The organism is Nonomuraea sediminis (genome assembly GCF_018531495.1).
Lineage (GTDB): Bacteria > Actinomycetota > Actinomycetes > Streptosporangiales > Streptosporangiaceae > Nonomuraea > Nonomuraea sediminis.
Genome location: NZ_JAHDTI010000021.1, coordinates 23994 through 43699, shown reverse-complemented (window position 1 = coordinate 43699; position 19706 = coordinate 23994). Strand labels below are relative to the sequence as shown.

Here is a 19706-nt window from a genome sequence, read left to right as displayed (position 1 = left end):
GGGTGGCAAACTCGTGCCCGCACGCCTGGTGATCAGGATCACATCTGCCGACATAGGCGCACGGATCACCACGCGCAGGCGGGTCCCCGGCGGGTTCAGCGACGCGGTGGGAATTCTCGAATCGTGGGACGCCGGAGTGTTGCGCGTTCGCAAACAGGACGGCACGGTCGTGGAAATCCTTGAAGAGATGCTGGTCGCCGCCCGCGTGGTGCCTCCTCGACCCCAGGGTGGGTAGCGGTAAGTATTCAGTCTGTGACCGTACGTACCAGCGCAGCAGCTCTTGCAGCGATCCTCGTCAGCGCCGGTTGCGGCGCGTCGACCACCACACAGAAGCCTCCACCGCCCGTCAACGCGCACGCCGCCTCCATGAAGGTCGGCTTCGGCACGATGGAGCGGCTGGCCGAGGAGGCCAAGAAGGAGGGTTCGCTCAACGTCATCGGCATTCCCCGTGACTGGGTGAACTACGGCGAGATCATCGACACCTTCGCCGACAGGTACGGCGTCAAGGTCAACGAACTCGAGCCCGGCGCCAACAGCAGCCGCGAGATCGAGGCCGCCGGCGAGCTCAAGCCCGACGTGTTCGACCTGACCCTGGACGTGGCCGTCGCCAACGCCGGCAAGTTCGCCCCGTACAAGGTGCTGGGCTGGCAGGACCTGCCCGACCACGTCAAGGACCCGAAGGGCGCCTGGTACGCGGGCTACGGCGGCTACATGTCGATCGGGTACGACCCGCGCAGGGTGCAGGCGCCCACGTCCTTCGCCGACCTGGTCAAACCCGGCTACACGGTGGCGCTCGACGGCGACCCGCTGCGCTCGGCGGCCGCCTTCGACGGGGTCATGGCGGCCTCGCTGCAGTCCGGCACCCCGCGCGTGGAGCAGGGCGTCAACCTGTTCGAGAAGATCAAGCAGGCGGGCCGGCTGACGACCGCGGACAAGGCCAACGTGATCGTGGACTGGGACCACCTCAACGCCGCCAGGGCCGCCAAGGACGCCGAGGCGTGGAAGGTCACGATCCCGCGCGACGCGCCGCTCGGCGCCTACTACGTGCAGGCGATCAACAAGAACGCCACGCACCCGGCGGCCGCCCGGCTCTGGCAGGAGTTCCTGTTCTCCGACGAGGGTCAGAACCTGCTGCAGAAGGGCTACGCCCGCCCCGCGCGCGGCGAGGCCATGATGATGCGCGGCACTCTCGACACCGAGCAGGCGGCCAGACTCCCCGCCGCACCTGGGGCTCCGGTGCTGCTGACGATCCCGCAGCAAGATGCCGCAAAGGCATACATCAAGCACGAATGGCGATGATGCGGATGTGACTTGATATGTCGTAGAGACAATCAGGCTCTAAAGTGAGCGGACAGCACGGCCACGGGGGCCCGATGTCTGACGAATGTGAGCTGATCGTCTTGCGATACGACACACCGAGTCTGGAGCGTCTTCGCAGTAACAGCTTCGGATACGTCTCCGCCAACGGTCGTCCGCTGGTGGACCTGCTCGATCCGCAGCCGGGCGAGCGCGTGCTCGACCTCGGCTGCGGCACCGGCGTGATGACCGCCGAGATCGCCCTGCGGGGAGCCGAGGTGCTCGGCATCGACGGCTCCCCCGCCATGATCGAGAAGGCCCTGGCGCAGCACCCGGGCATCGACTTCATCGTCGGCGACGGCCACGACTTCACTGTGGTCCAGGCCTACGACGCCGTCTTCTCCAACGCGGCCCTGCACTGGATGAGCCGCGACCCCGGCACCGTGATCGCCAACGTGCGCGAGGCGCTCGCCCCCGGCGGCCGCTTCGTGGCCGAGATGGGCGGGGCGGGCAACTGCGCGGAGCTGACCGCCGCGATGCTCACCGCATGGCGGGAGTACGGCCTGCGTGAGCCGGACCTGCCGTGGTACTTTCCCACCCCTGCCGAGTACGCCCAGCGCCTGGAGCGCGAGGGCTTCGTGGTCAGGTTGCTCGAATACTTCGACAGGACCACGCCGCTCGACGAGTGCCCCGGCGGGGCGGCCGACTGGGTGCGCATGTACGCGGCCTCGGTGCTTGACGGGCTCCCGCCCGACATCGTGGATCCGCTGCTCAGGCGGGTCAACGAGCTGGCGGCGCCCGCGCTGCGGCGCGAGAGCGGATGGATGGCCGACTACGTTCGCCTACGCTTCGCCGCCGTTCGGCGCTGATGCGTAGTCCATGGTGCGTAGGGCCTTTTTGCCAGACTATGGTCTGTTCCGTGGGATGGCTGCGCCGATACGGCGGAGTGAGGGGCTGGTGAACGGAACGGGATGAACTTCTGCCTGAGCGACCTCGTACCACCATTGCGGTGGAGCGACGCGTCCACGATCACGTTGCTCACCGGGCAGCCGGACCTGCCGGACGCCTGGTGGCGCAGCCTGCCCATGCCGCGGGTGCTCGCAGCCATCGGCCCTGAATCCCTCGGCGAGCTGCTCACGGAGATCGCCCTGGAGCACTGGCCCGCGGCCGCCGTGGGCGACGTGCTGCCCGCGCTGCACGTGCTGGACCCGGACGAGGCCGACGAGCCCCACGTGGCGATCGCGCTCGACCGTGCGGGCTCCTGGCCCGGCCTGCTCGCCCTCACCAGCCGCGAGCTCGCCGACCAGCCCTTCATCCAGGCGCGCCCGGTCCTCACGACGCTCTTCGCCACGATCCTGGTACGGCTGGCGTCCCCCGCCCCGGCGCGCCACACCGAGCCTCCGGCGTCCTCCGAGGCCGTCCACCCCGCGGAAGCTCCGGTGGCCGAGGAGTCCGTCCAGGCCCCGGTGATCGAGGAGCCCGCCGCACCGGCCGAGCCCGCCGCGATCGAGGAAGCCGCCGAGGAGCCCGCCGCATCCCCGGATGCCGCCGAGGCTCCCGCCGCTCACGATGCGCCTGTCGAGGAACCCGCCGCACTCGCCGAGGAGCAGGCGTCCGAGGAACCCGCCGAGACCGACGAGCCCGCCGAAGCCGACGAGCCCGCGGAGGCACATGCCGAAGCCGAGGGGCACGTCGAAGCTGACGAGCCTGCCGAGGGGCAGGCCGAGGACGACGAACTCGCCGAAGCGCGGGCCGAGGCCGACGAGCACGCCGAGGACGACGAGCCTGCCGAGGGGCATGCCGAGGACGACGAGCTCGCCGAGGCGCATGCTGCAGCCGACGAGCGTCCCCAGGGGCACGCCGAGGCCGACGAGCCTGCCGAGGACGAGCTTGCCGACGTCGCCGAGTCCGCTGAGGCGCAGGCCGACGAGGCGGAGCCTGCCGAGGCCGAGGCCGAGGGCGCGGAGGCTGATGACGAGCCTCTGGCTGCCCCCGCTGCCGAGCTCGAAGAGGAGCCGGGCGCGCAGGAAGAGGCATCCGAGTCTGTCGAGCTGGCGGATCTGATCGAGGCCGCGTTCGCGGGGCTGGACGACAAGAGCTGGGCGGTCGCGCAGAACCGGGTGTTCACCGACGAGCCGTCGGCCGTGGACCAGCTGGCCAAGCTGTTCGCCGTCCCGCCCGCCGAGATCGACGAGACCGAGATCCAGCTGCGCGCCAAGCTCGACCAGTGGCTGGCCAGCGGCGAGGCCGCGCCGTACCGCGCGCATCTGGACGAGCTGCGCAGGACGATCGGCCCGGCCGCGCCCAAGGAGCGGCTGATCCGCGCCGCGGACTGGCACCGCAGGGTGATCCGCGCCCTGGACGTGCCCGCCTGGCAGTTCGTCCTGGCCACGATGCCCGAGCAGCGCCAGGCCCAGGAGGCGGCCCAGCCCCTGCCCAAGCGAACCCCGCCACCCCAGGCGCCGCAGGTCGAGAAGCCGCACGAGGCGGAGCCGCAGTTCCACGCGTTCACCCCCTCGGTCCAGGCGCCGGCCAACGGGGTGGCGGAGGAGCCGCCCAAGCCGTACCAGCCGCTGAAGGACGTCGCCCACACCAGGCGCTGCTTCCGCCAGCCGGATGGCCGCTGGTGGCTGCGGGTGGACGTCACCGGCGAGCAGCTGACCGGCGGCGAGTGCGCGCTGCCGACCGGTTTCGCCGCCTACCTGGGCCTGTCGCCGGGCGAGTCCCGCACGGTCCGCAGCGCGGCGGGCGAGCTGACGATGACCTGGCACGGCAGGCCCGTGCTCGAGAACGTGGAGCGGCTGCTGGCCGACGTGGGCGCCAAGGAGGGCGGCCACCTGTTCCTGACGCTGTCGGACGAGGGGGTGCTGCGCGCCAGGCACCTGCCGGTCGCCGCGGCGGGCGCCGAGAAGATCACCAAGGCGCTGCGCCTGGTCGGCTACACCGCTCCGGGCGGCACCAGGGACCAGGCGGCCCGGGTGATCGCCACCAGGATCGGCATGACAGGACCTGTCGGGCTACCGGATCTGCTGACCAGGCTCCGCGAACGCGGTGACCGCGACCTGCTCCAACTCTTGGACTGAGCCATGCCGCGGCTGGCGATCGGCCCCGACTTCCCCAGGGAGCTCAGCGCACTGGATCACCCGGTGCGCAGGGACGTCGTGGTCGCACTTCGCCGCTTCCTGCTCAACGCCGCCGGCGCCCCGCACCCCGAGCGGGTCAGGGGCGCCCGCGACGCCAGGGTCGCCACGCTGCGGCTGACCGAGGGGCACCGCGCGATCGTGGTGCGCCAGCGGGACGTCTACTGGCTGCGGAACGTGCTGCCGGACCCGGAGGCCTGGTCGGACGCCAGGCGGCACCGCTTCGGCGTCAACCCGGTGATCGGCGTGATCGAGGAATGGGACGCCGAGACGCTGGAGATGGTCGAGCCGGCACTACGGCGTTCCGCGGGCGCGGCGCGGCTGTTCGACCCGATCTGCGACGGCGACCTGCTCGCGCTCGGCATCGACGTGCGGGCGCTCCCGCTGGTCAGGCTCATCACCACCGAGGCGGACGTCGAGGCGCTCGAGCCGCTGCTGCCGCCCACCCAGCACCTGCCGCTGGCCGTGCTGGCCCGCGGCGGCACCCTGACGGAGGCCTGGCAGGAGCTCGACGGCTGCCGCGCCGTGGCCGAGGAGCCCGGCCCGATCGACCCGGACGACTTCCACGCCGCGATGCGCCGCAGCCCTGACCGGGCGGTCTTCGTCGCCGACAAGATCCAGCTCGACAGGGTGCTCCAGGCGCCCGACTGGTGCACGTTCCTGCACCCGCCGCAGCACCGGCTGGCCCGCGCCCCGCGCTACGACCATCCGGTGCTGGTGGTGGGCGGGGCCGGCACCGGCAAGACACTGGTGGCCCTGCACCGCGCCGCCCACCTGGCCGAGCGCGGCGCAGGTCCCGTGCTGCTCGTGACGTTCTCGCAGGGGCTCGGTGAGGACCTGGCGGCCAGGCTGGACCTGCTCGTCCAGGACGAGGTGGCGCGCAAGCGGATCGAGGTCGGCAACCCTGAACGGCTGGCCATGCGCATCGTGGCCGACGCGGAGGGCAAGCGTCCCGCCCTGGTCGGCCCCGGCGCGCGCACGCTGGCCGAACTCACCGACGAGGCGCTGCGGCTGCTGTCCAGGACCACCGGGGACCTGCTCGACGACGTGGATCCGGCGCGCAAGCCGTACCGTCACATCGTGGTGGACGAGGCGCAGGACATCAGCCCAGCGCAGTGGCGGCTGCTGCGGGCGGCGGTGCCGCGCGCGGCCGACGACATGTTCATCGTCGGCGACCCGCACCAGCGCGTGACCGACACCCGGATCGCGCTGGGCGCGGTCGGGATCCCCGCGGTCCAGCACACGCTCAAGGTTTCGTACCGCCTGCCCCAGGAGATCCTTTCCTTCGGTGTCCGACTGCGCGGTGGGGGTCCGGCGGATGGCTTGGTCAAGGGCTATGCCGCCCTGTACGGCTTCCGCGCCACCCACAACGGGGAACGGCCGGTGATCAGGGCGTACGACACACCGGAGGCCGAGCTGGCCGGGCTCGCGCACACCGTGGACGCCTGGCTGGAGGAGGGCGTGCCCGCGGAGCAGATCGCGGTCACGGCCCGCACCAGGGCGCTGGTGAGCGCGGCCAAGCGGGCGCTGGGCGAGCGTGCGGTGCGGGTGGCGACGTTCCAGGGGCTCAAAGGCCTCGAATTCGAGCGTGTCGCGGTCTTCGGAGTGACGGAGGGTGTCGTTCCGGAACCTCCGCCCGCCGACCCCGCGGCCCGTGCCCGAGCCTTACAACGGGAGCGCAGCATGCTGTTCGTGGCGTGCACACGGGCCCGTACCCTGCTCTACATCTCTCACTCCGGACGGGGCAGCCCATTTCTGTCCCTCTGATCACATAGTCTGAACTGCGGATATCTCCCCTTGCCGGTTGGACCCCTATGAACCTCAGCCTGAGCGACCTCGCGCCACCCCTGCGCTGGACCCCACCTGGTCAGATCGCGCCGATCGTGGAAGAGCCCCAGCTGCCGGAGGCATGGTGGGCGGCGATTCCGCTCGACCGCGCGTGCGCCATCGCCGGGACCCAGACCGTGGCGGGCCACCTGGCCGAACTGGCCCTGGCCTGCTGGGGTCACCTGCTGCTCGGCGACATCCTGCCGCTGGTGCGCTTCTCCGACCCCGCCGAGGCCGAACGGACGCCCGAGATGCTGGGCAAGGACGTCGTGCAGAAGCTGTTCGGCGGCGTGTTCGACCGGCTGCTCGAGCCCACGCCGCAGCCGGTCGTGCCCAAGGTGGACAAGCCGCTGCCCGAGCCGATCGAGGACGTGTTCGCGGCGCTCGACGACCGGCAGCGGGCCATCGCCAGGGACCGGCTCTACGCGGGGCAGCGGGCCACGCTGGACGAGCTGGCCCAGCGCTTCTCGGTCACCCGTGAGCGGATCAGGCAGATCGAGCGCGACCTGCGCGACCACGTGGAGGCCTGGCTGGGCAGCCCCGAGGCGGCCGCGCTGGTGGCGCACGTTTCGTGGCTGCGGGGACGGCTCGGCTCCGCCGTACCGGCCGACGATCTGGCGGCGGCGGTGCCGTGGCACCGCGGCGAGCTGCGCACGCTGGGGATCCCCGTGTGGCGGTTCGTCCGGACGCTGCTGACCGGCTACGAGCAGGCCGACGGCTGGCTGGTCGCGGGCGGGGCGGACGAGCTGCGGGAGAAGACCAGGCAGCTGTTCGCCGACGGGCCGCGCCCGCTGGGCGAGGCGGTGACCATGGTCACCCAGCTCGGCGTGCGCGAGGACGTGGCCGAGCGGTGGATCCTGGCGGTGCCGCAGCTTCGGGTGCTCGAGCAGCACGTGGTGCCGTGGCCGCGCAGCATCAACGAGAAGGCCGAGGCGGTGCTGGCGGTGGCCGGGCGGCCGCTGTCGCCCGAGGAGATCCAGGAGCGCATCGGCGAGGACTACAGCCTGGTCGGCATCCGCAACCAGCTGACCGCCGACGAGCGCTTCATGCGGGTCGACCGCAACAAGTACGGACTGGCGCGCTGGGGCGGCGAGGAGTACCTGGGCATCAGGGAGATGATCGCCAGGGAGATCGAGCGGGCCGGGGGCGAGGCCTCGGTCAGCACGATCGTGACGAACCTGACCTCCAGGTACGACGTCAGCGAGAGCTCCGTGCGCGCCTACTCGGGCGGGCCCGGGTTCGAGCGGACGCAGCGCGGGTGGATCCGGGTGGCCGGGTCCGGGGACGTCGAGCCGTACCAGCCGCGCAAGGACGTCTCGGAGACGCGGCGCAGCTTCCGCAGCCGCGACGGGCGCTGGTGGCACCGGGTGGACGTCAACGCCGAACACCTGCGCGGCTCGGGTTCGCCGCTGCCGACCGGGTTCGCCGCCTATCTGGGCATGGCGCCCGGCGGGCAGCTCACGGCCGCCACGCCGTCGGGCGACGTGGTGATCTCCTGGCACAACCAGCCGACGATGGGCTCCATCCGCAACGTGCTGGCCGACTTCAAGGCCGGCGAGGGCGACCACGTGTTCCTGACCGTGTCGGACGGCGGCGAGCTGCTCACCCGCCACCTGCCGGCGGCGCCGCCGTCGATGCCGCCGCTGAACCGGGCGCTCTACCTGATCGGCTACACCGCTCCCGTGACGTCGGAGCTGGAGGGGCTGCGCCTGATCGGCGCCAGGATCGGGCTGCCCGACCTGGCAGGGCGCGAGGAGGTGCTCGGCCGGCTGCGCGAGCGTGGCGACCGCGACATCCTGGGGTTCCTGGGCAGCTAGGCTCGGAGGATGCTGCGCCTGTACGACCCGCGGACCGGACGTGTCGAGGAACTCGCCGCCAAGCGGGCGATGCGCGTCTACTGCGAGGGCGACCTGCGCACGCTCGTGCTGTCGGACGTGATCAGGCGCGTGCTCGAGCGTCACCGGGTCCGCACGGTCGCCTGGTGGGCCGGCCTGCCTTCCTACGCCGGTGAGCTGAACCTGCGTCCGCCCGAGCATCTGGACGGCACCGCGGACTTCGACCTGGAGGTCGGCCCGGGGCGCCGGGTCGAGGTCGCGCCCATGCCCGACCTTCCCGACGTGCCGGGTCTCGATCCGCTCGCCGTACGGCTGGCCCTGCTGCAGGGCCACTACCGGCAGCCCATGAAGCTGACCGCGCAGGCGCTCGGCGAGGCGGAGGCGGCGCTGCTCGGATGGCGTTCGCAGGTGGCGACGTGGGCGGAGTCGCCGAGCGCGCCGCCTGCGACCTCGCACGTGGCGCGGGTCCTCGATCGCTTCGACGACGATCTGGACACGCCCGGCGCGCTGCGGGAGCTGGCCGTGCTCGCGGAGGATCCCGCGGTGCCCCCGGGGGCCAAGTTCGAGTCGTTCCTGCAGGTCGACCACGTGCTCGCGCTCGACCTGCCGGCGCAGATCGGCCGCTAGATCCCTGCCAGGCCCTCGGTGAGGAGCGCGAAGGCCTGCTCCGCCTCCTCCGTCGCCTTCTCGAACCGGTCGTCCGCGGTCTGACCCTCGGTGAGCCGGCGGGCGTTGTCCAGGGCAAGCAGCCACTCCACCGCCACCACCTGGGTGGCCGCCACGCGCGCGGCGAGCGCCGGGGTGCCCGCGGTCTCCTGGAGCGCCTCGGCCAGCGCCCGCTCGGCGCCCTGCTGGAAGCGGGTCATCCTGGCCACCAGGGCGGGGGTCCGCAGGATCATGCCGGACAGAGCGAGGATCTCCGGGATGTCGTTGAGCCCGGTGATCGGGTCACGCCTGCGCAGGCCGTCGAGGAAGTTGTCGCGGAGCGCCTCGATCGGGGCGGTGCCCGGCGGGCGGGCGCGGATCACGCGGGCGGGCTCGGTCTCGTGGTCGGCGAAGCGGTGCACCACGAGGTCCTCCTTGGCCGGGAAGTAGGCGAACAGCGTGCGCCTGGAGACCTCGGCCGCCTCGGCCACCTGGGTGATCGAGACCTGGTCGAAGCCGTGCTCGAGGAACAGCGCGATGGCCGCCTCGGAGATGGCCTCGTGTGTTCGCCGCTTCTTGCGTTCGCGTAGCCCGGTCATGGCATCATGATAACTGCACTCGGTCTACATTTGCACTTGGAGGAGCTTTGCGTGAGACAGAGGTCGTCATCGCCGGAGCGGGACCCACGGGGCTGATGCTGGCCTGCGAGCTGGCCCTGGCCGGGGTCGAGACGCTGGTGGTGGAGCGCCTGCCGCGGCGGATCGAGCAGACCAAGGGCGGCGCGATCCAGCCCCGCACCGCCGAGCTGCTCGAGCTGCGCGGCCTGCTCGAGCCGATCGAGCGCAGGACGCTGGCGCGCGAGCCGGTCGGCGGGCACTTCGCGCTGCTGCCCGTGCAGCTCAACTGCACGCCGTGGGACACCCGGCACCCGCACCCGATCGCGATCCCGCAGTGGGAGGTGGAGGAGGTCCTCGAGGAGCGCGCCACCGGTCTGGGGGTCGAGGTCGTGCGCGACGCGCCCGTGACGGCCGTGGAACAGGGCGACGGCGTGGTGGTGACCGCAGGCGACCAGCGGATCCGCGCTCGCTATCTGGTGGCCTGCGACGGCGGGCACTCCACGGTCAGGAAGCTGCTCGACGCGCCGTTCCCCGGACGGCCAGGGACCTACACGGCGATCCTGGCCGACATCCGGATGTCGTCGGTGTCGGACCTGGTGCCGTCCAAGATCGGGCACATCAGCGACCTCGTGCGGGAGGTGGATGGGCACTGGGTGATGCTGGTTCCCCTGGGCGGCGACCGCTACCGGTTCACCGGCGGGGAGCCCACGGAGGTCTCGCGGGAGACGCCGGTGGCCTTCGAGGAGATCGCCGGCGCGCTTCGCGTCGTCTACGGCGACGAAACGGTGCTAGCGGAGATCGAGAACGCGTCCCGTTTCTCCGACGCGACCCGGCAGGTGGAGTCCTACCGGGTGGGCCAGGTGTTCTTCGCCGGTGACGCGGCGCACATCCACCCGCCGCTCGGCGGCCAGGGGCTGAACCTCGGCGTGCAGGACGCCTTCAACCTGGGCTGGAAGCTGGCCGCCGTGCTCCAGGAGCGCGCGCCGGACTCGCTGCTCGACACCTACCACGCCGAGCGTCAGCCCGTGGGCGCCCAGGTCCTGCACCACACGGCGGCGCAGCGGGTCCTGGCGAGCCCGCGGATCGACGAGGACGTCCGGGCGCTGCGCGACATCTTCATGGACCTGATGCGCCTTCCTGACGCCAACCGGCACCTGGCCGGGCTCATGTCGGGCCTGGCCCTGTCCTACGACCTGCCGGGCGACCACCCGCTGGTCGGCCACCGGGTCCCGGACCTCGACCTGGGTGACGTCCGCCTGTCGTCCCTGTTCCGCTCGGGTCAGGCGGTCCTCCTGGACCTGGCGGGCGTCCTCCCTCCCGACCTGGACGCCACCCGTGCCAAGCCCGTCCCCGGCCTCCCGGCGGCCCTCCTGATCCGCCCGGACGGCTACGTCTCCTGGGCCACCGACGACACCCCCGACCTCGAGGCCCTGACTGTCGCCCTCAAGATCCATAACAGGTATGTGTAGATCCGTTCGGTATCGATCGTCCAGCAGGGCGGCTTGGTAAACACTGGTCTACTACATTTGCCGCTGTCTGAGGGAGCGTCACCGATGGCCGATTCCTCCATTTCCGTCGAGCATGACGGCCTCCGCAAGGCCGGTCTCAACACCGATTTGGTCCGCGACGAGCTCAACACCCTTCGGACCGGTGGGACGATGGACCTGGTGCGGCTTCCGCTCGCCGCGCTCGGACTGATCGGCATGCCCGCCGCGATCCGGCACAACATGGGCGTGGACAACTACGCCGAGCGGCTGGGACATGGCGCGGAGTCGGCGGACTGGCTCGTCGGCAACCTGGGGAAGACCAACGGCAGTTACCTGGGCGCGAATGACGCCGCCATCCAGGCGCTGGTGGCGCGCACCGCGCGTGACTCGCGCGATGTGCACACGGACTACAGCGTGATCCCCAAGAAGCTGATCGCGAAGGACTACTCCGAGAACTGGCTCGGCCACAGCATCCCGCAGTCCGACTTGTCCGACGAACAGCGGTATCGGCTGATGGAAATCGGCATGGGTGGTGCGGCCGCGGTCGGGGCCGTACGAGTCGGCGCCTACCTGGCTGAGCTGTATGGAGGGAGCACAGCGGGAAGGTATAGCGAGATGATCAAGACCAGGCTCAGCGGCGCCAGGTTGCTCTCGCCGCAGATCCTGGTCCCGATCGCCATTTTCGCCGCCATCGCGGTCAGGTCCGACTTCGAGATCGACCAGTGCGTGAGCGAGTGGCACACGCTCGCCGCGTGGATGTCCGGGGTCTTCGGCGCAGGCGATCCCATGAAACGGGATGAACTGGCCAGGGCATGGGACAGCCCTGCACACGATGCGGCCGATCTGAAGCTGCGCGACTTCGTCACTGCGGGCATCCAGCTCACCGACCGGGCCGTGGCCAAGTTCGACGCGCTGCGCAAGGCGGTCTACGCCCTGAACAAGCTCTACAAGTCCCTCCTCTACGCCGCCACTGAGGAAATCCTCATCCTCATGGGGCTGAGCATCGCCGCCCGCTTCTACCCCGGTGCGCTCCTCATAAAGGAGAGGTTCGCGACCAAGATCGGCATCACCTTCGCCGCTTGGTATGCCGTGCTCGGCGTGTTCTACGGCTGGAAGATGTGGCACGACATGGGCAACGACTCCGCCGTCGCCCTGCCGCACGGCGTGGCCAACGTGGACTTCCCGCGAGGCTACTGACCGTCAGCGCCGCGATCGGGTGACCGCGGAGAGGACGGCGGCGTCCGGGGTGGGGCCCGCACCCCAGAAGGTGCCCTCGGGGGTGCGGATCTCGGCGTAGGCGAGGTGGTCGTCGTGCTCGCGCGCGACGACCTCCGTGTCCGCCGGTACCGAGGCCGCGCCGGGCACCAGGTAGGTGGCGGTGAACAGGGAGTGGAGGTCGGCGGCGCCGTACTCCTTGCCCGAGGCGTCCGTGGCCTGCTGGACGATCGCGGAGAACTCCGCCCGCATCCGCCGCGGCAGCGACAGGCCGTAGTGGGTCTGGAGGAGGTGGGCGATGCCTCCCTTGCCGGACTGGCTGTTGACCCGGATCACCGCCTCGTACGAGCGTCCCACGTCGGCGGGGTCGATCGGCAGGTACGGGACCTCCCACAGCGGGCCCGTGCGTGCGGCGAAGCCCTTGCTGATCGCGTCCTGGTGGGTGCCGGAGAAGGCGGTGTAGACCAGGTCCCCGGCGTACGGATGCCGGATGTGGACGGGCAGGCGGTTGCACTCCGCGACCGTGTCCCTGATGACGTCGATGTCCGAGAAGTCGATCATCGGGTCGACGCCCTGGGCGTGCAGGTTGAGCGCCAGCGTGACCAGGTCGACGTTCCCCGTGCGCTCGCCGTTGCCGAACAGGCAGCCCTCCACCCGCTGCGCCCCGGCGAGCATCGCCAGCTCGGCGCAGGCCACGCCGGTGCCGCGGTCGTTGTGCGGGTGCACCGACAGGATCACCGAGTCACGCCTGGCCAGGTTGCGGTGCATGTACTCGATCTGGTCGGCGTACACGTTCGGCGTGGCGATCTCCACGGTGGCCGGCAGGTTGTGGATCATCGGCCGGTCCGGCGAGGCGTCCCACAGGGCGGTCAGCGCGTCGCAGATCTCCAGGATGTAGTCCGGCTCGGTCAGGTTGAACACCTCAGGCGAGAACTGGAACCGCACCGACGGACCCAGCCGCGCCATCAGCGTGGCCGCCTCCATGATCATGGCCTTGATCTCGGCACGGCCGCGCCCGAGCACCACGTCGCGCCAGATCGGCGCGGTGGCCGTGTACAGGTGCACCACCGCCCGCGGCAGCCCCTCGATCGAGGCGAACGTCCGCTCGATCAGCTCGGCCCGCGCAGGCGTGAACACCACCACCGTCACGTCATCGGGAATGTCCGTCCGCGTCGCCAGATGCCGGACGAAGTCGTAGTCGGTCTGGCTGGCCGACGGGTAGCCGACCTCGATCTCCTTGAACCCCATCGCCACCAGCAGGTCGAACATCCGCCGCTTGCGCGGCGTGTCCATCGGCTCGGCCAGCGCCTGGTTGCCGTCGCGCAGATCCACGGGCACCCACAGCGGCGCCCGCTCGATGACCTTGTACGGCCAGCGCCGATCATCCAGCGCCGGCACCACCACCCGCTCGTGGAAGGGACGGTACTTCTCGTACGGCATGCCGCTGCGCCGCTGCGGATTCCAGGCGGGCGCACCGTCGGGCACGGGACCGCTGGGCGTGTTCAGAGTGGGAAACCCGGTCATGATTCCTTCTCTCGACCGGCAGCAGAGCTCACGCGCTCTCCGGCCACGGTGATAAGCAACCGGCCGTCACCGGTCACAGAGGTCATCCGACCGGGAAGGCACCACACGCATTCACCGGTCGCGGAAGTCGGGTGACCGGCAGCACGGCACCCGCGGCGGGGTGCCGGTCTGGTCAGGCCCCGCCGCGGCAGCCGAGAAGGAGAGCCCGCAGCGTCATGCCGGGTATAGTGGCACACCTCAGCTCCTCAGACAACCTGAGAGGTTCCCGGATCGTGGCCCTCGGCGAACTCCAGCCCAGCCCGCTGGTCGAACAGGCGACCCGCACGCTGCGCGAACAGATCACCGGCGGCGCCTGGCCGGTCGGCACCAAACTGCCCGCCGAGACCGCGCTCGCCAAGACGCTCGGCGTGGGCCGCTCCACCGTCCGCGAGGCCCTGCGCGCGCTGGCGGGCGGAGGGCTGGTGCAGGCCCGCCAGGGTTCGGGCGTGTTCGTGATCGCCGCCTCACCGGTGGAAGACTGGGCCTCCCGCCTGCGCAGGGCCGCGATCGCCGACGTCTATGAGGTACGCATGCTCGTGGAGGTCGAGGCTGCCCGCCTGGCCGCCCGCCGCCGCACCCCCGCCGACGCCGACGCCCTCCGAGCCGCCCTGGCCCGCCGCCGGGACCTCGCCCCCCGCCCCGGCGGCCCGTGGACGACCTCTTCCGGCGTGGCCTTCGTCGACGCCGACGTGGCCCTGCACGCCGCGGTGGTCGCGGCAGCACACAACCCAGTGCTGACGGACCTGTTCGCCGAATTCGTCCCCGCGATGCGCCAGGGCCTCATCGACCTGGTCGACCTGCTCGACGTCCGCACCATGGAAGCCGACCACGGCGACGAGGCCCACACCACTCTCGTCAACGCCGTCATCACCGGCGCCCCCGACACAGCCGCCCAAGCCCTCCACGACGAACTCCACCGCACCCTCTCCCACCTCCGCACCCGCTAACCCCCACCCACCACAGACGCAACACAGCGCGGGGCGCCCCGGCGCAGTGAGGGTGACGCGACACGCGCACACGGTGCGGGCGGGCTCGGTGGGTGGGAGTGCGTGGTTTGGGTGGAGGGAGGGGCGGACGGGGTGGTAGGGGCCGTCCGCCCGGGCGCACGCCATCCGAGCGGGGGTGAGGATGGCGCACGCGACAGACAACGTAGGTGATGTGGGGTTGCATGCGGGTTGCCCTGGTTTCGGGGGCTGTGGGGTAGAAATCTGGGCTGGTGGCGGCTGGGCTGGGCGTACGGGAGGAAGTGGGTGATCTTTGGTCACGAGGCGTTCAAGCCAGTGCCAAACTTGGTGCCCATGAGGTTGAGACCCTACGCGTGGATGCCGTGGCCGCTGCGGTGGCTCGCCCGGGTGTTGACCGTTCTCCTGGTTCTGGCGTTGGTGCTCGCCGGGGTGCTGGTGTACACCGTGCGCAGGTCGTTCCCGCAGGTGGACGGCACCCTCCGCCTGCCCGGTTTGAGCGGAAATGTCGACATAAAGCGGGATCGGTGGGGGATCCCGCAGATCTATGCCGACACGGCCGAGGACCTGTTCATGGCCCAGGGCTACGTACACGCCCAGGACCGCTTCTGGGAGATGGACTTCCGCCGCCACGTCACCGCGGGCCGCCTGTCGGAGATGTTCGGCAAGTCCACGATCGACGACGACAAGGCCATCCGCACCATGGGCTGGCGCCGCGTGGCCGAGCAGGAGCTGCCGCAACTGGCCGAGCCCACCCGCCGCTACCTGGACGCCTACGCCAAGGGCGTCAACGCCTGGCTGTCGGCCAACCCCGACGCCTCGTCCAGGAGCCTGGAGTACTCGATTCTCAAGCTGCAGAACAGCTCCTACGCCCCCGAGCCGTGGACCGCGCTCGACTCGATCTCCTGGCTCAAGGCCATGGCCTGGGACCTGCGCTCCAACATGGACGAGGAGATCGACCGCGCGCTGGCCGCCACCAAGCTGCCCAGGCAGCGCGTCGAGCAGCTCTACCCCGGCTACCCCTTCGACGAGCACGCCCCGATCGTCACGCAGGGCGCGATCAGGCACGGCCGCTTCGAGGCCTCGGCCCGCCCCGCCCCCACCGGCACCCCGGCGCTCTTCCAGTCGGCGGCCGGCACGCTCGACCGGATCCCGAGCACGCTGGGCAGCGGCGAGGGCATCGGCTCCAACTCGTGGGTGGTGTCGGGCGAGCACACCAAGAGCGGCAAGCCGCTGCTGGCCAACGACCCGCACCTGTCCCCCGCGATGCCGTCGGTCTGGTACCAGGCCGGGCTGCACTGCCGCCGGCTCTCGGACGCCTGCCCCTTCGATGTCACCGGGTTCACCTTCTCCGGCCTGCCGGGCGTGGTCATCGGCCACACCGACAAGATCGCCTGGGGCTTCACCAACCTCGGCCCCGACGTGGCGGACCTGTTCCTGGAGCAGGTCAAGGGCGACACGTACCGCTACAAGGACCAGTGGCCCAAGCTGACCACGCGCCAGGAGACGATCAAGGTGGCCGGCGGCGACCCGGTCACGATCACGGTGCGCACCACGCGGCACGGCCCGCTGATCAACGACGTGATCGGCGACGTCAAGCCGTCCGACGGCGCCAACGCGGTGGCGCTGCAGTGGACCGCGCTGACCCCGGGCAGGACCGCCGACGCCATCTTCGAGATGAACAAGGCCACGAGCTGGCAGGAGTTCAGGCAGGCCGCCGCGTCGTTCGAGGTCCCCGCCCAGAACCTGATATATGCGGACACGGACGGCACGATCGGCTACCAGGCGCCCGGCCGGATCCCGGTCCGTGCCAAGGGCGACGGCACCTGGCCCGTGCCCGGCTGGACCGGCGAGTACGACTGGGTGTCCACGATCCCCTACGACGAGCTGCCCAGCGTGCGCGACCCCGACGCGGGCTACATCGTCACCGCCAACAACGCCGTCATCGACCCCCGCCGCTACGAGCCGCTGCTGACCTGGGACTGGGCGTACGGCTACCGCTCCCAGCGCATCCTGGACCGGCTCAAGCAGGAGACCGACAAGGGCAAGATCGACGCGGCGACCATGACCGCCGTCCAGCGCGACACCCGCAACGGCTTCGCCCAGACCCTGGTTCCCGAGCTGCTGAAGATCGACGTGGCGGGCCCCGCCGCGCAGGCCAGGGACCTGCTGAAGGGCTGGGACGGCGCGCAGGACCAGGACTCGGCCCCCGCGGCGTACTTCAACGCGGTCTGGCGCCACCTGCTCAAGCTGACCTTCGACGACGACCTGCCGGCCGGAGCGCGGCCCGGCGGTGGCGACCGCTGGTACGAGGTGGTCGGCAGGCTGCTCGACACCCCGGACGACCCGTTCTGGGACGACACGACGACCGAGCAGGTCAAGGAGACCCGCGACGACATCCTGCGGCAGGCGCTGGCCTCCGGCTACCAGGAGCTGGCCGACCGTCTCGGCACCGACGTCAAGGCGTGGCACTGGGGCGACGTGCACCAGCTGACGCTGACCAACGGCTCGCTCGGCACCTCGGGCATCGCCCCGATCGAGGCGCTGTTCAACCGTGGCCCGTTCGGCGTGCCGGGCAGCAAGGACGCCGTGGACGCCACCGGCTGGAACGCCCAGAAGGGCTACGAGGTCACCGCTGTCCCGTCGATGCGCATGGTCGTGGATCTGAGCGACCTGTCGAAGTCGCAGTGGATCAACCTGACGGGCGCCTCCGGGCACGCTTTCCACGACAACTACTGGGACCAGGCCCCGCTGTGGACGAAGGGGGACCTCCTGCCGATGCAGTCGGAGCCCGTCCACACGCTCCGGCTACATCCGTAGGGGTATCCGGACACGAGACGCGTGCCCGATTCCGCGAGGCGCGTGCCGCGACACCATCGCGGCATGACTCGCTTCTGGTATGCGATCGGTGTCCTGCTCCTGCTCGCCGGGCTGTTCCACCTGGGCGTGCTGGTGGTCGAGGGCGGTCCGTGGGACGGGCCGGTGTCGTTCCGCAAGCCGTTCACGTTCGGGATCTCGTTCGGCCTGAGCGTGCTGACGATGACGTGGGTGGCCCGGTACGTCAGGACGCGCCGGCGCGGGCTCCTGGTCGGCGCGTTCGCCGTGGCGTCCGTGTACGAGGTCTTGATGATCACCGTGCAGGCGTGGCGGGGCGTGCCCTCGCACTTCAACATGTCCACCCCGGTCGACTCGCTGATCGCCCGCTCGCTGGCGGTCGGCGGCGGGGTGCTGATCGCCGTGGGCATCGTGATGACCGTAGCCGCGTTCCGCCGCAATCCTGACGTCGCGCCCAGCATGAACCTGGCCGTGCGCGCCGGGTTCGGCACGCTGCTCGCGGCCATGGTGTTCGGCGGCGTCATGATCGCCCGCGGCATGGTCGAGGTGTTCTCGGGCGACCAGGACCTGGCATACACGGTCGCCACCTCGGTCAAGCCCGCGCACGCGGTCTTCATGCACGGGGTCCTGCTGCTGCCCGCGCTGGCCGCACTCCCCCTCGACGAGGCCGTACGGCTGCGCCTGGTACGGCTGGCCACCTGGACCTACGCGGCGATCGCCGGGATCGTCTCCGCGCTGGCCGTGGCCGGCATCGAGCCGGTGAGCCCGTCGATCGCCTCGATCCTGGCCGCCGGCGCCGTGTCAGGGCTCGGCATCGGTGCGCTGGCCCTGCGCAGGATCAGGTCGTGATCTCTTCCACCACAGCGGCTGGTGCGGGTAGCCTCCGTCGTCGAGGCCCGCCAGGCGCTCGAAGACGTTGTAAGAGGCCTGGTGCCCGCAGAGCATGATCGACACGAGCATGGACAGCAGGTAGAGCGGGAGCATCGGCAGGCCCGCGCACCAGGCCCACTGCGTGGAGTGGCGCCCTTCGTGCAGCACCAGCCGGTCGTCGAGCGATTGCTCTTTGGTCAGGATGACGTTGCCGACGGTAAAAGCCCCGGCGATCGGGAAGCGGTAGCGGTAGCCGAAGGCGAAAACCAGGCCGTTCGGGCCTGGCGTCCTGGTGGCTCCGCCGATGACGGAGATGAGCAGCCCGAAGGGGGTGGCGAGGTTGATGTAGTTCACCACCCGGCGGAACCGGTATCGACGTTCCATGCGTCTCAACCTTGACCAATCTTGACAAGCCGGGATAATGATCCACGTCCTGAAATCTCCCACAAGAGCAGGATCATGCGACTTATCACCGTTGGCGCGCTGCTCGGCACCGTGGCCATGGCGGCTGCGGGCGGCCTCGCCATCACCCAGACCGCATTCAGCGATCCACTTCCCTCCACCGACACCCCTCTCGGGATCCGGGTGGCGTTACCCAACACCACGACTCCCAGCCCAACCCCCACGGTCGGGAAGTACACCCTGAAGACAAGGGTCGTCAAGAAGAAGGGCGTGTCCTATCTGGATGTGTCCATCAAATACGGCGGCGCGGCCCGCTTCACCGTGAAGCAGAAGGCGTGCAGGACCTCGAAGTCCTGCAAGACCTCCACCGCGGAGCTCCCCATCACGACGGGCGCGGGCACGGCGGCCAAGAAGATCGGCAAGGGCGCGTACAAGCTCACGGGCAAGCCCACGGTCAAGATCAAGGTGCTCCCCTGGCCCACCCGTACGGTCACCGCCACGCCAAGCGCCACGACCACGGTCACCGGCAGCGCGGCGCCCGCCGCCACCGTCACGGTCAGCGACCAGGCCACGGTCACCGAGCAGGCCACCGTCACCCAGCAGATCACGGTCACGGCCGAACCCTCGCAGAGCTCCTCGGACTCGGCCCCGGCTCCCGCCGCGACGGTCACGGTCTACGTGACCTGCCAGCCCGGCACCTCGACCCCGAGCCTGCCCCCGACGGAAGCCCCGTCAGGAACCCCGTCAGGAACGCCGTCGGGAACACCATCGGGAACACCATCGGGAACGCCGTCCACGGTCGTGGAAACGCCTTCGGACACCCCGACCTCGACCCCGACGGTCACCGACTCGCCCACGGCCACGCCGACCGTCTCCGACACGGAGATCCCGACGTGCCCCACCCCTGCTGAAACCCCGTCTGAAACCCCGACCCAGACCCCCACCGACTCCCCCACCCCGTCGGCCCAGTAGCCGCACCGCAGGCCGCCCCCCGTGTTCCCGGGGGCGGCCG

16 protein-coding genes are annotated in these 19706 nt (G+C 70.7%); 13 read left to right on the top strand and 3 right to left on the bottom strand.

Annotated features, from left to right (window positions below; all coding sequences use genetic code 11):
• The first annotated feature begins 13 nt into the window (after positions 1-13).
• The 7 genes from KIK09_RS52130 to KIK09_RS52100 all read left to right on the top strand — a co-directional run bounded on the left by KIK09_RS52130 (position 14) and on the right by KIK09_RS52100 (position 8725).
• On the top strand, positions 14-235 hold the full coding sequence (locus KIK09_RS52130; RefSeq protein ID WP_214327066.1) for a putative acetyltransferase: 222 nt from the start codon (positions 14-16) through the stop codon (positions 233-235).
• Between the two features lie 17 nt (positions 236-252).
• A complete protein-coding gene (locus KIK09_RS52125; protein WP_308164807.1) occupies positions 253-1299 on the top strand; it encodes an ABC transporter substrate-binding protein in 1047 nt (348 codons plus the stop codon).
• Between the two features lie 74 nt (positions 1300-1373).
• Positions 1374-2165, top strand: a complete 792-nt coding sequence (locus tag KIK09_RS52120) for a class I SAM-dependent methyltransferase (RefSeq protein ID WP_214327065.1) — start codon at positions 1374-1376, stop codon at positions 2163-2165.
• 102 nt (positions 2166-2267) lie between these two features.
• A complete protein-coding gene (locus KIK09_RS52115; protein ID WP_214327064.1) occupies positions 2268-4379 on the top strand; it encodes a cell envelope integrity TolA family protein in 2112 nt (703 codons plus the stop codon).
• Between the two features lie 3 nt (positions 4380-4382).
• Positions 4383-6203 (top strand): UvrD-helicase domain-containing protein, encoded by a 1821-nt coding sequence (locus KIK09_RS52110; RefSeq protein WP_214327063.1) that lies wholly within the window; start codon positions 4383-4385, stop codon positions 6201-6203.
• 47 nt (positions 6204-6250) lie between these two features.
• Positions 6251-8080 carry a sigma factor-like helix-turn-helix DNA-binding protein gene (locus KIK09_RS52105; protein WP_214327062.1) on the top strand — a complete coding sequence of 610 codons (1830 nt, stop codon included), beginning with the start codon at positions 6251-6253 and terminating at the stop codon, positions 8078-8080.
• 9 nt (positions 8081-8089) lie between these two features.
• A complete protein-coding gene (locus KIK09_RS52100) occupies positions 8090-8725 on the top strand; it encodes a hypothetical protein (protein WP_214327061.1) in 636 nt (211 codons plus the stop codon).
• Here KIK09_RS52100 and KIK09_RS52095 read toward each other — a convergent pair.
• Positions 8722-9342 carry a TetR family transcriptional regulator gene (locus KIK09_RS52095; RefSeq protein WP_214327060.1) on the bottom strand — a complete coding sequence of 207 codons (621 nt, stop codon included), beginning with the start codon at positions 9340-9342 and terminating at the stop codon, positions 8722-8724. The genes KIK09_RS52100 and KIK09_RS52095 overlap by 4 nt on opposite strands.
• Positions 9343-9389: 47 nt before the next feature.
• Between KIK09_RS52095 and KIK09_RS59785 the strand changes: the two genes are divergently transcribed.
• Together KIK09_RS59785 and KIK09_RS52085 are read left to right on the top strand one after the other, a co-directional pair.
• Positions 9390-10829, top strand: a complete 1440-nt coding sequence (locus KIK09_RS59785) for an FAD-dependent monooxygenase (protein ID WP_214327059.1) — start codon at positions 9390-9392, stop codon at positions 10827-10829.
• Between the two features lie 84 nt (positions 10830-10913).
• The gene (locus tag KIK09_RS52085; protein ID WP_214327058.1) at positions 10914-12044 is read left to right on the top strand and encodes a hypothetical protein; all 1131 of its coding nucleotides are present in this window, start codon (positions 10914-10916) and stop codon (positions 12042-12044) included.
• Positions 12045-12047: 3 nt separating this feature from the next.
• Here the strand turns inward: KIK09_RS52085 and KIK09_RS52080 are convergent, their stop codons facing one another.
• Positions 12048-13586, bottom strand: a complete 1539-nt coding sequence (locus KIK09_RS52080) for a 2-isopropylmalate synthase (RefSeq protein WP_443678894.1) — start codon at positions 13584-13586, stop codon at positions 12048-12050.
• A 272-nt stretch (positions 13587-13858) separates the two neighbouring features.
• Between KIK09_RS52080 and KIK09_RS52075 the strand changes: the two genes are divergently transcribed.
• The 3 genes from KIK09_RS52075 to KIK09_RS52065 all read left to right on the top strand — a co-directional run bounded on the left by KIK09_RS52075 (position 13859) and on the right by KIK09_RS52065 (position 18271).
• Positions 13859-14572: a FadR/GntR family transcriptional regulator gene (locus KIK09_RS52075; protein WP_214327057.1), complete on the top strand. Its 714-nt coding sequence runs from the start codon at positions 13859-13861 to the stop codon at positions 14570-14572.
• A 351-nt stretch (positions 14573-14923) separates the two neighbouring features.
• Positions 14924-17407, top strand: coding sequence for a penicillin acylase family protein (locus KIK09_RS52070; protein WP_214327056.1), 2484 nt, complete (start codon positions 14924-14926; stop codon positions 17405-17407).
• Positions 17408-17470: 63 nt separating this feature from the next.
• Positions 17471-18271, top strand: coding sequence for a hypothetical protein (locus KIK09_RS52065; protein WP_214327055.1), 801 nt, complete (start codon positions 17471-17473; stop codon positions 18269-18271).
• Here the strand turns inward: KIK09_RS52065 and KIK09_RS52060 are convergent.
• Positions 18224-18676: a hypothetical protein gene (locus KIK09_RS52060; RefSeq protein WP_214327054.1), complete on the bottom strand. Its 453-nt coding sequence runs from the start codon at positions 18674-18676 to the stop codon at positions 18224-18226. The genes KIK09_RS52065 and KIK09_RS52060 overlap by 48 nt on opposite strands.
• Positions 18677-18751: 75 nt before the next feature.
• Here KIK09_RS52060 and KIK09_RS52055 point away from each other — a divergent pair, with 75 nt between their 5' ends.
• Positions 18752-19666 (top strand): hypothetical protein, encoded by a 915-nt coding sequence (locus tag KIK09_RS52055; RefSeq protein ID WP_214327053.1) that lies wholly within the window; start codon positions 18752-18754, stop codon positions 19664-19666.
• Positions 19667-19706 lie beyond the last annotated feature (40 nt).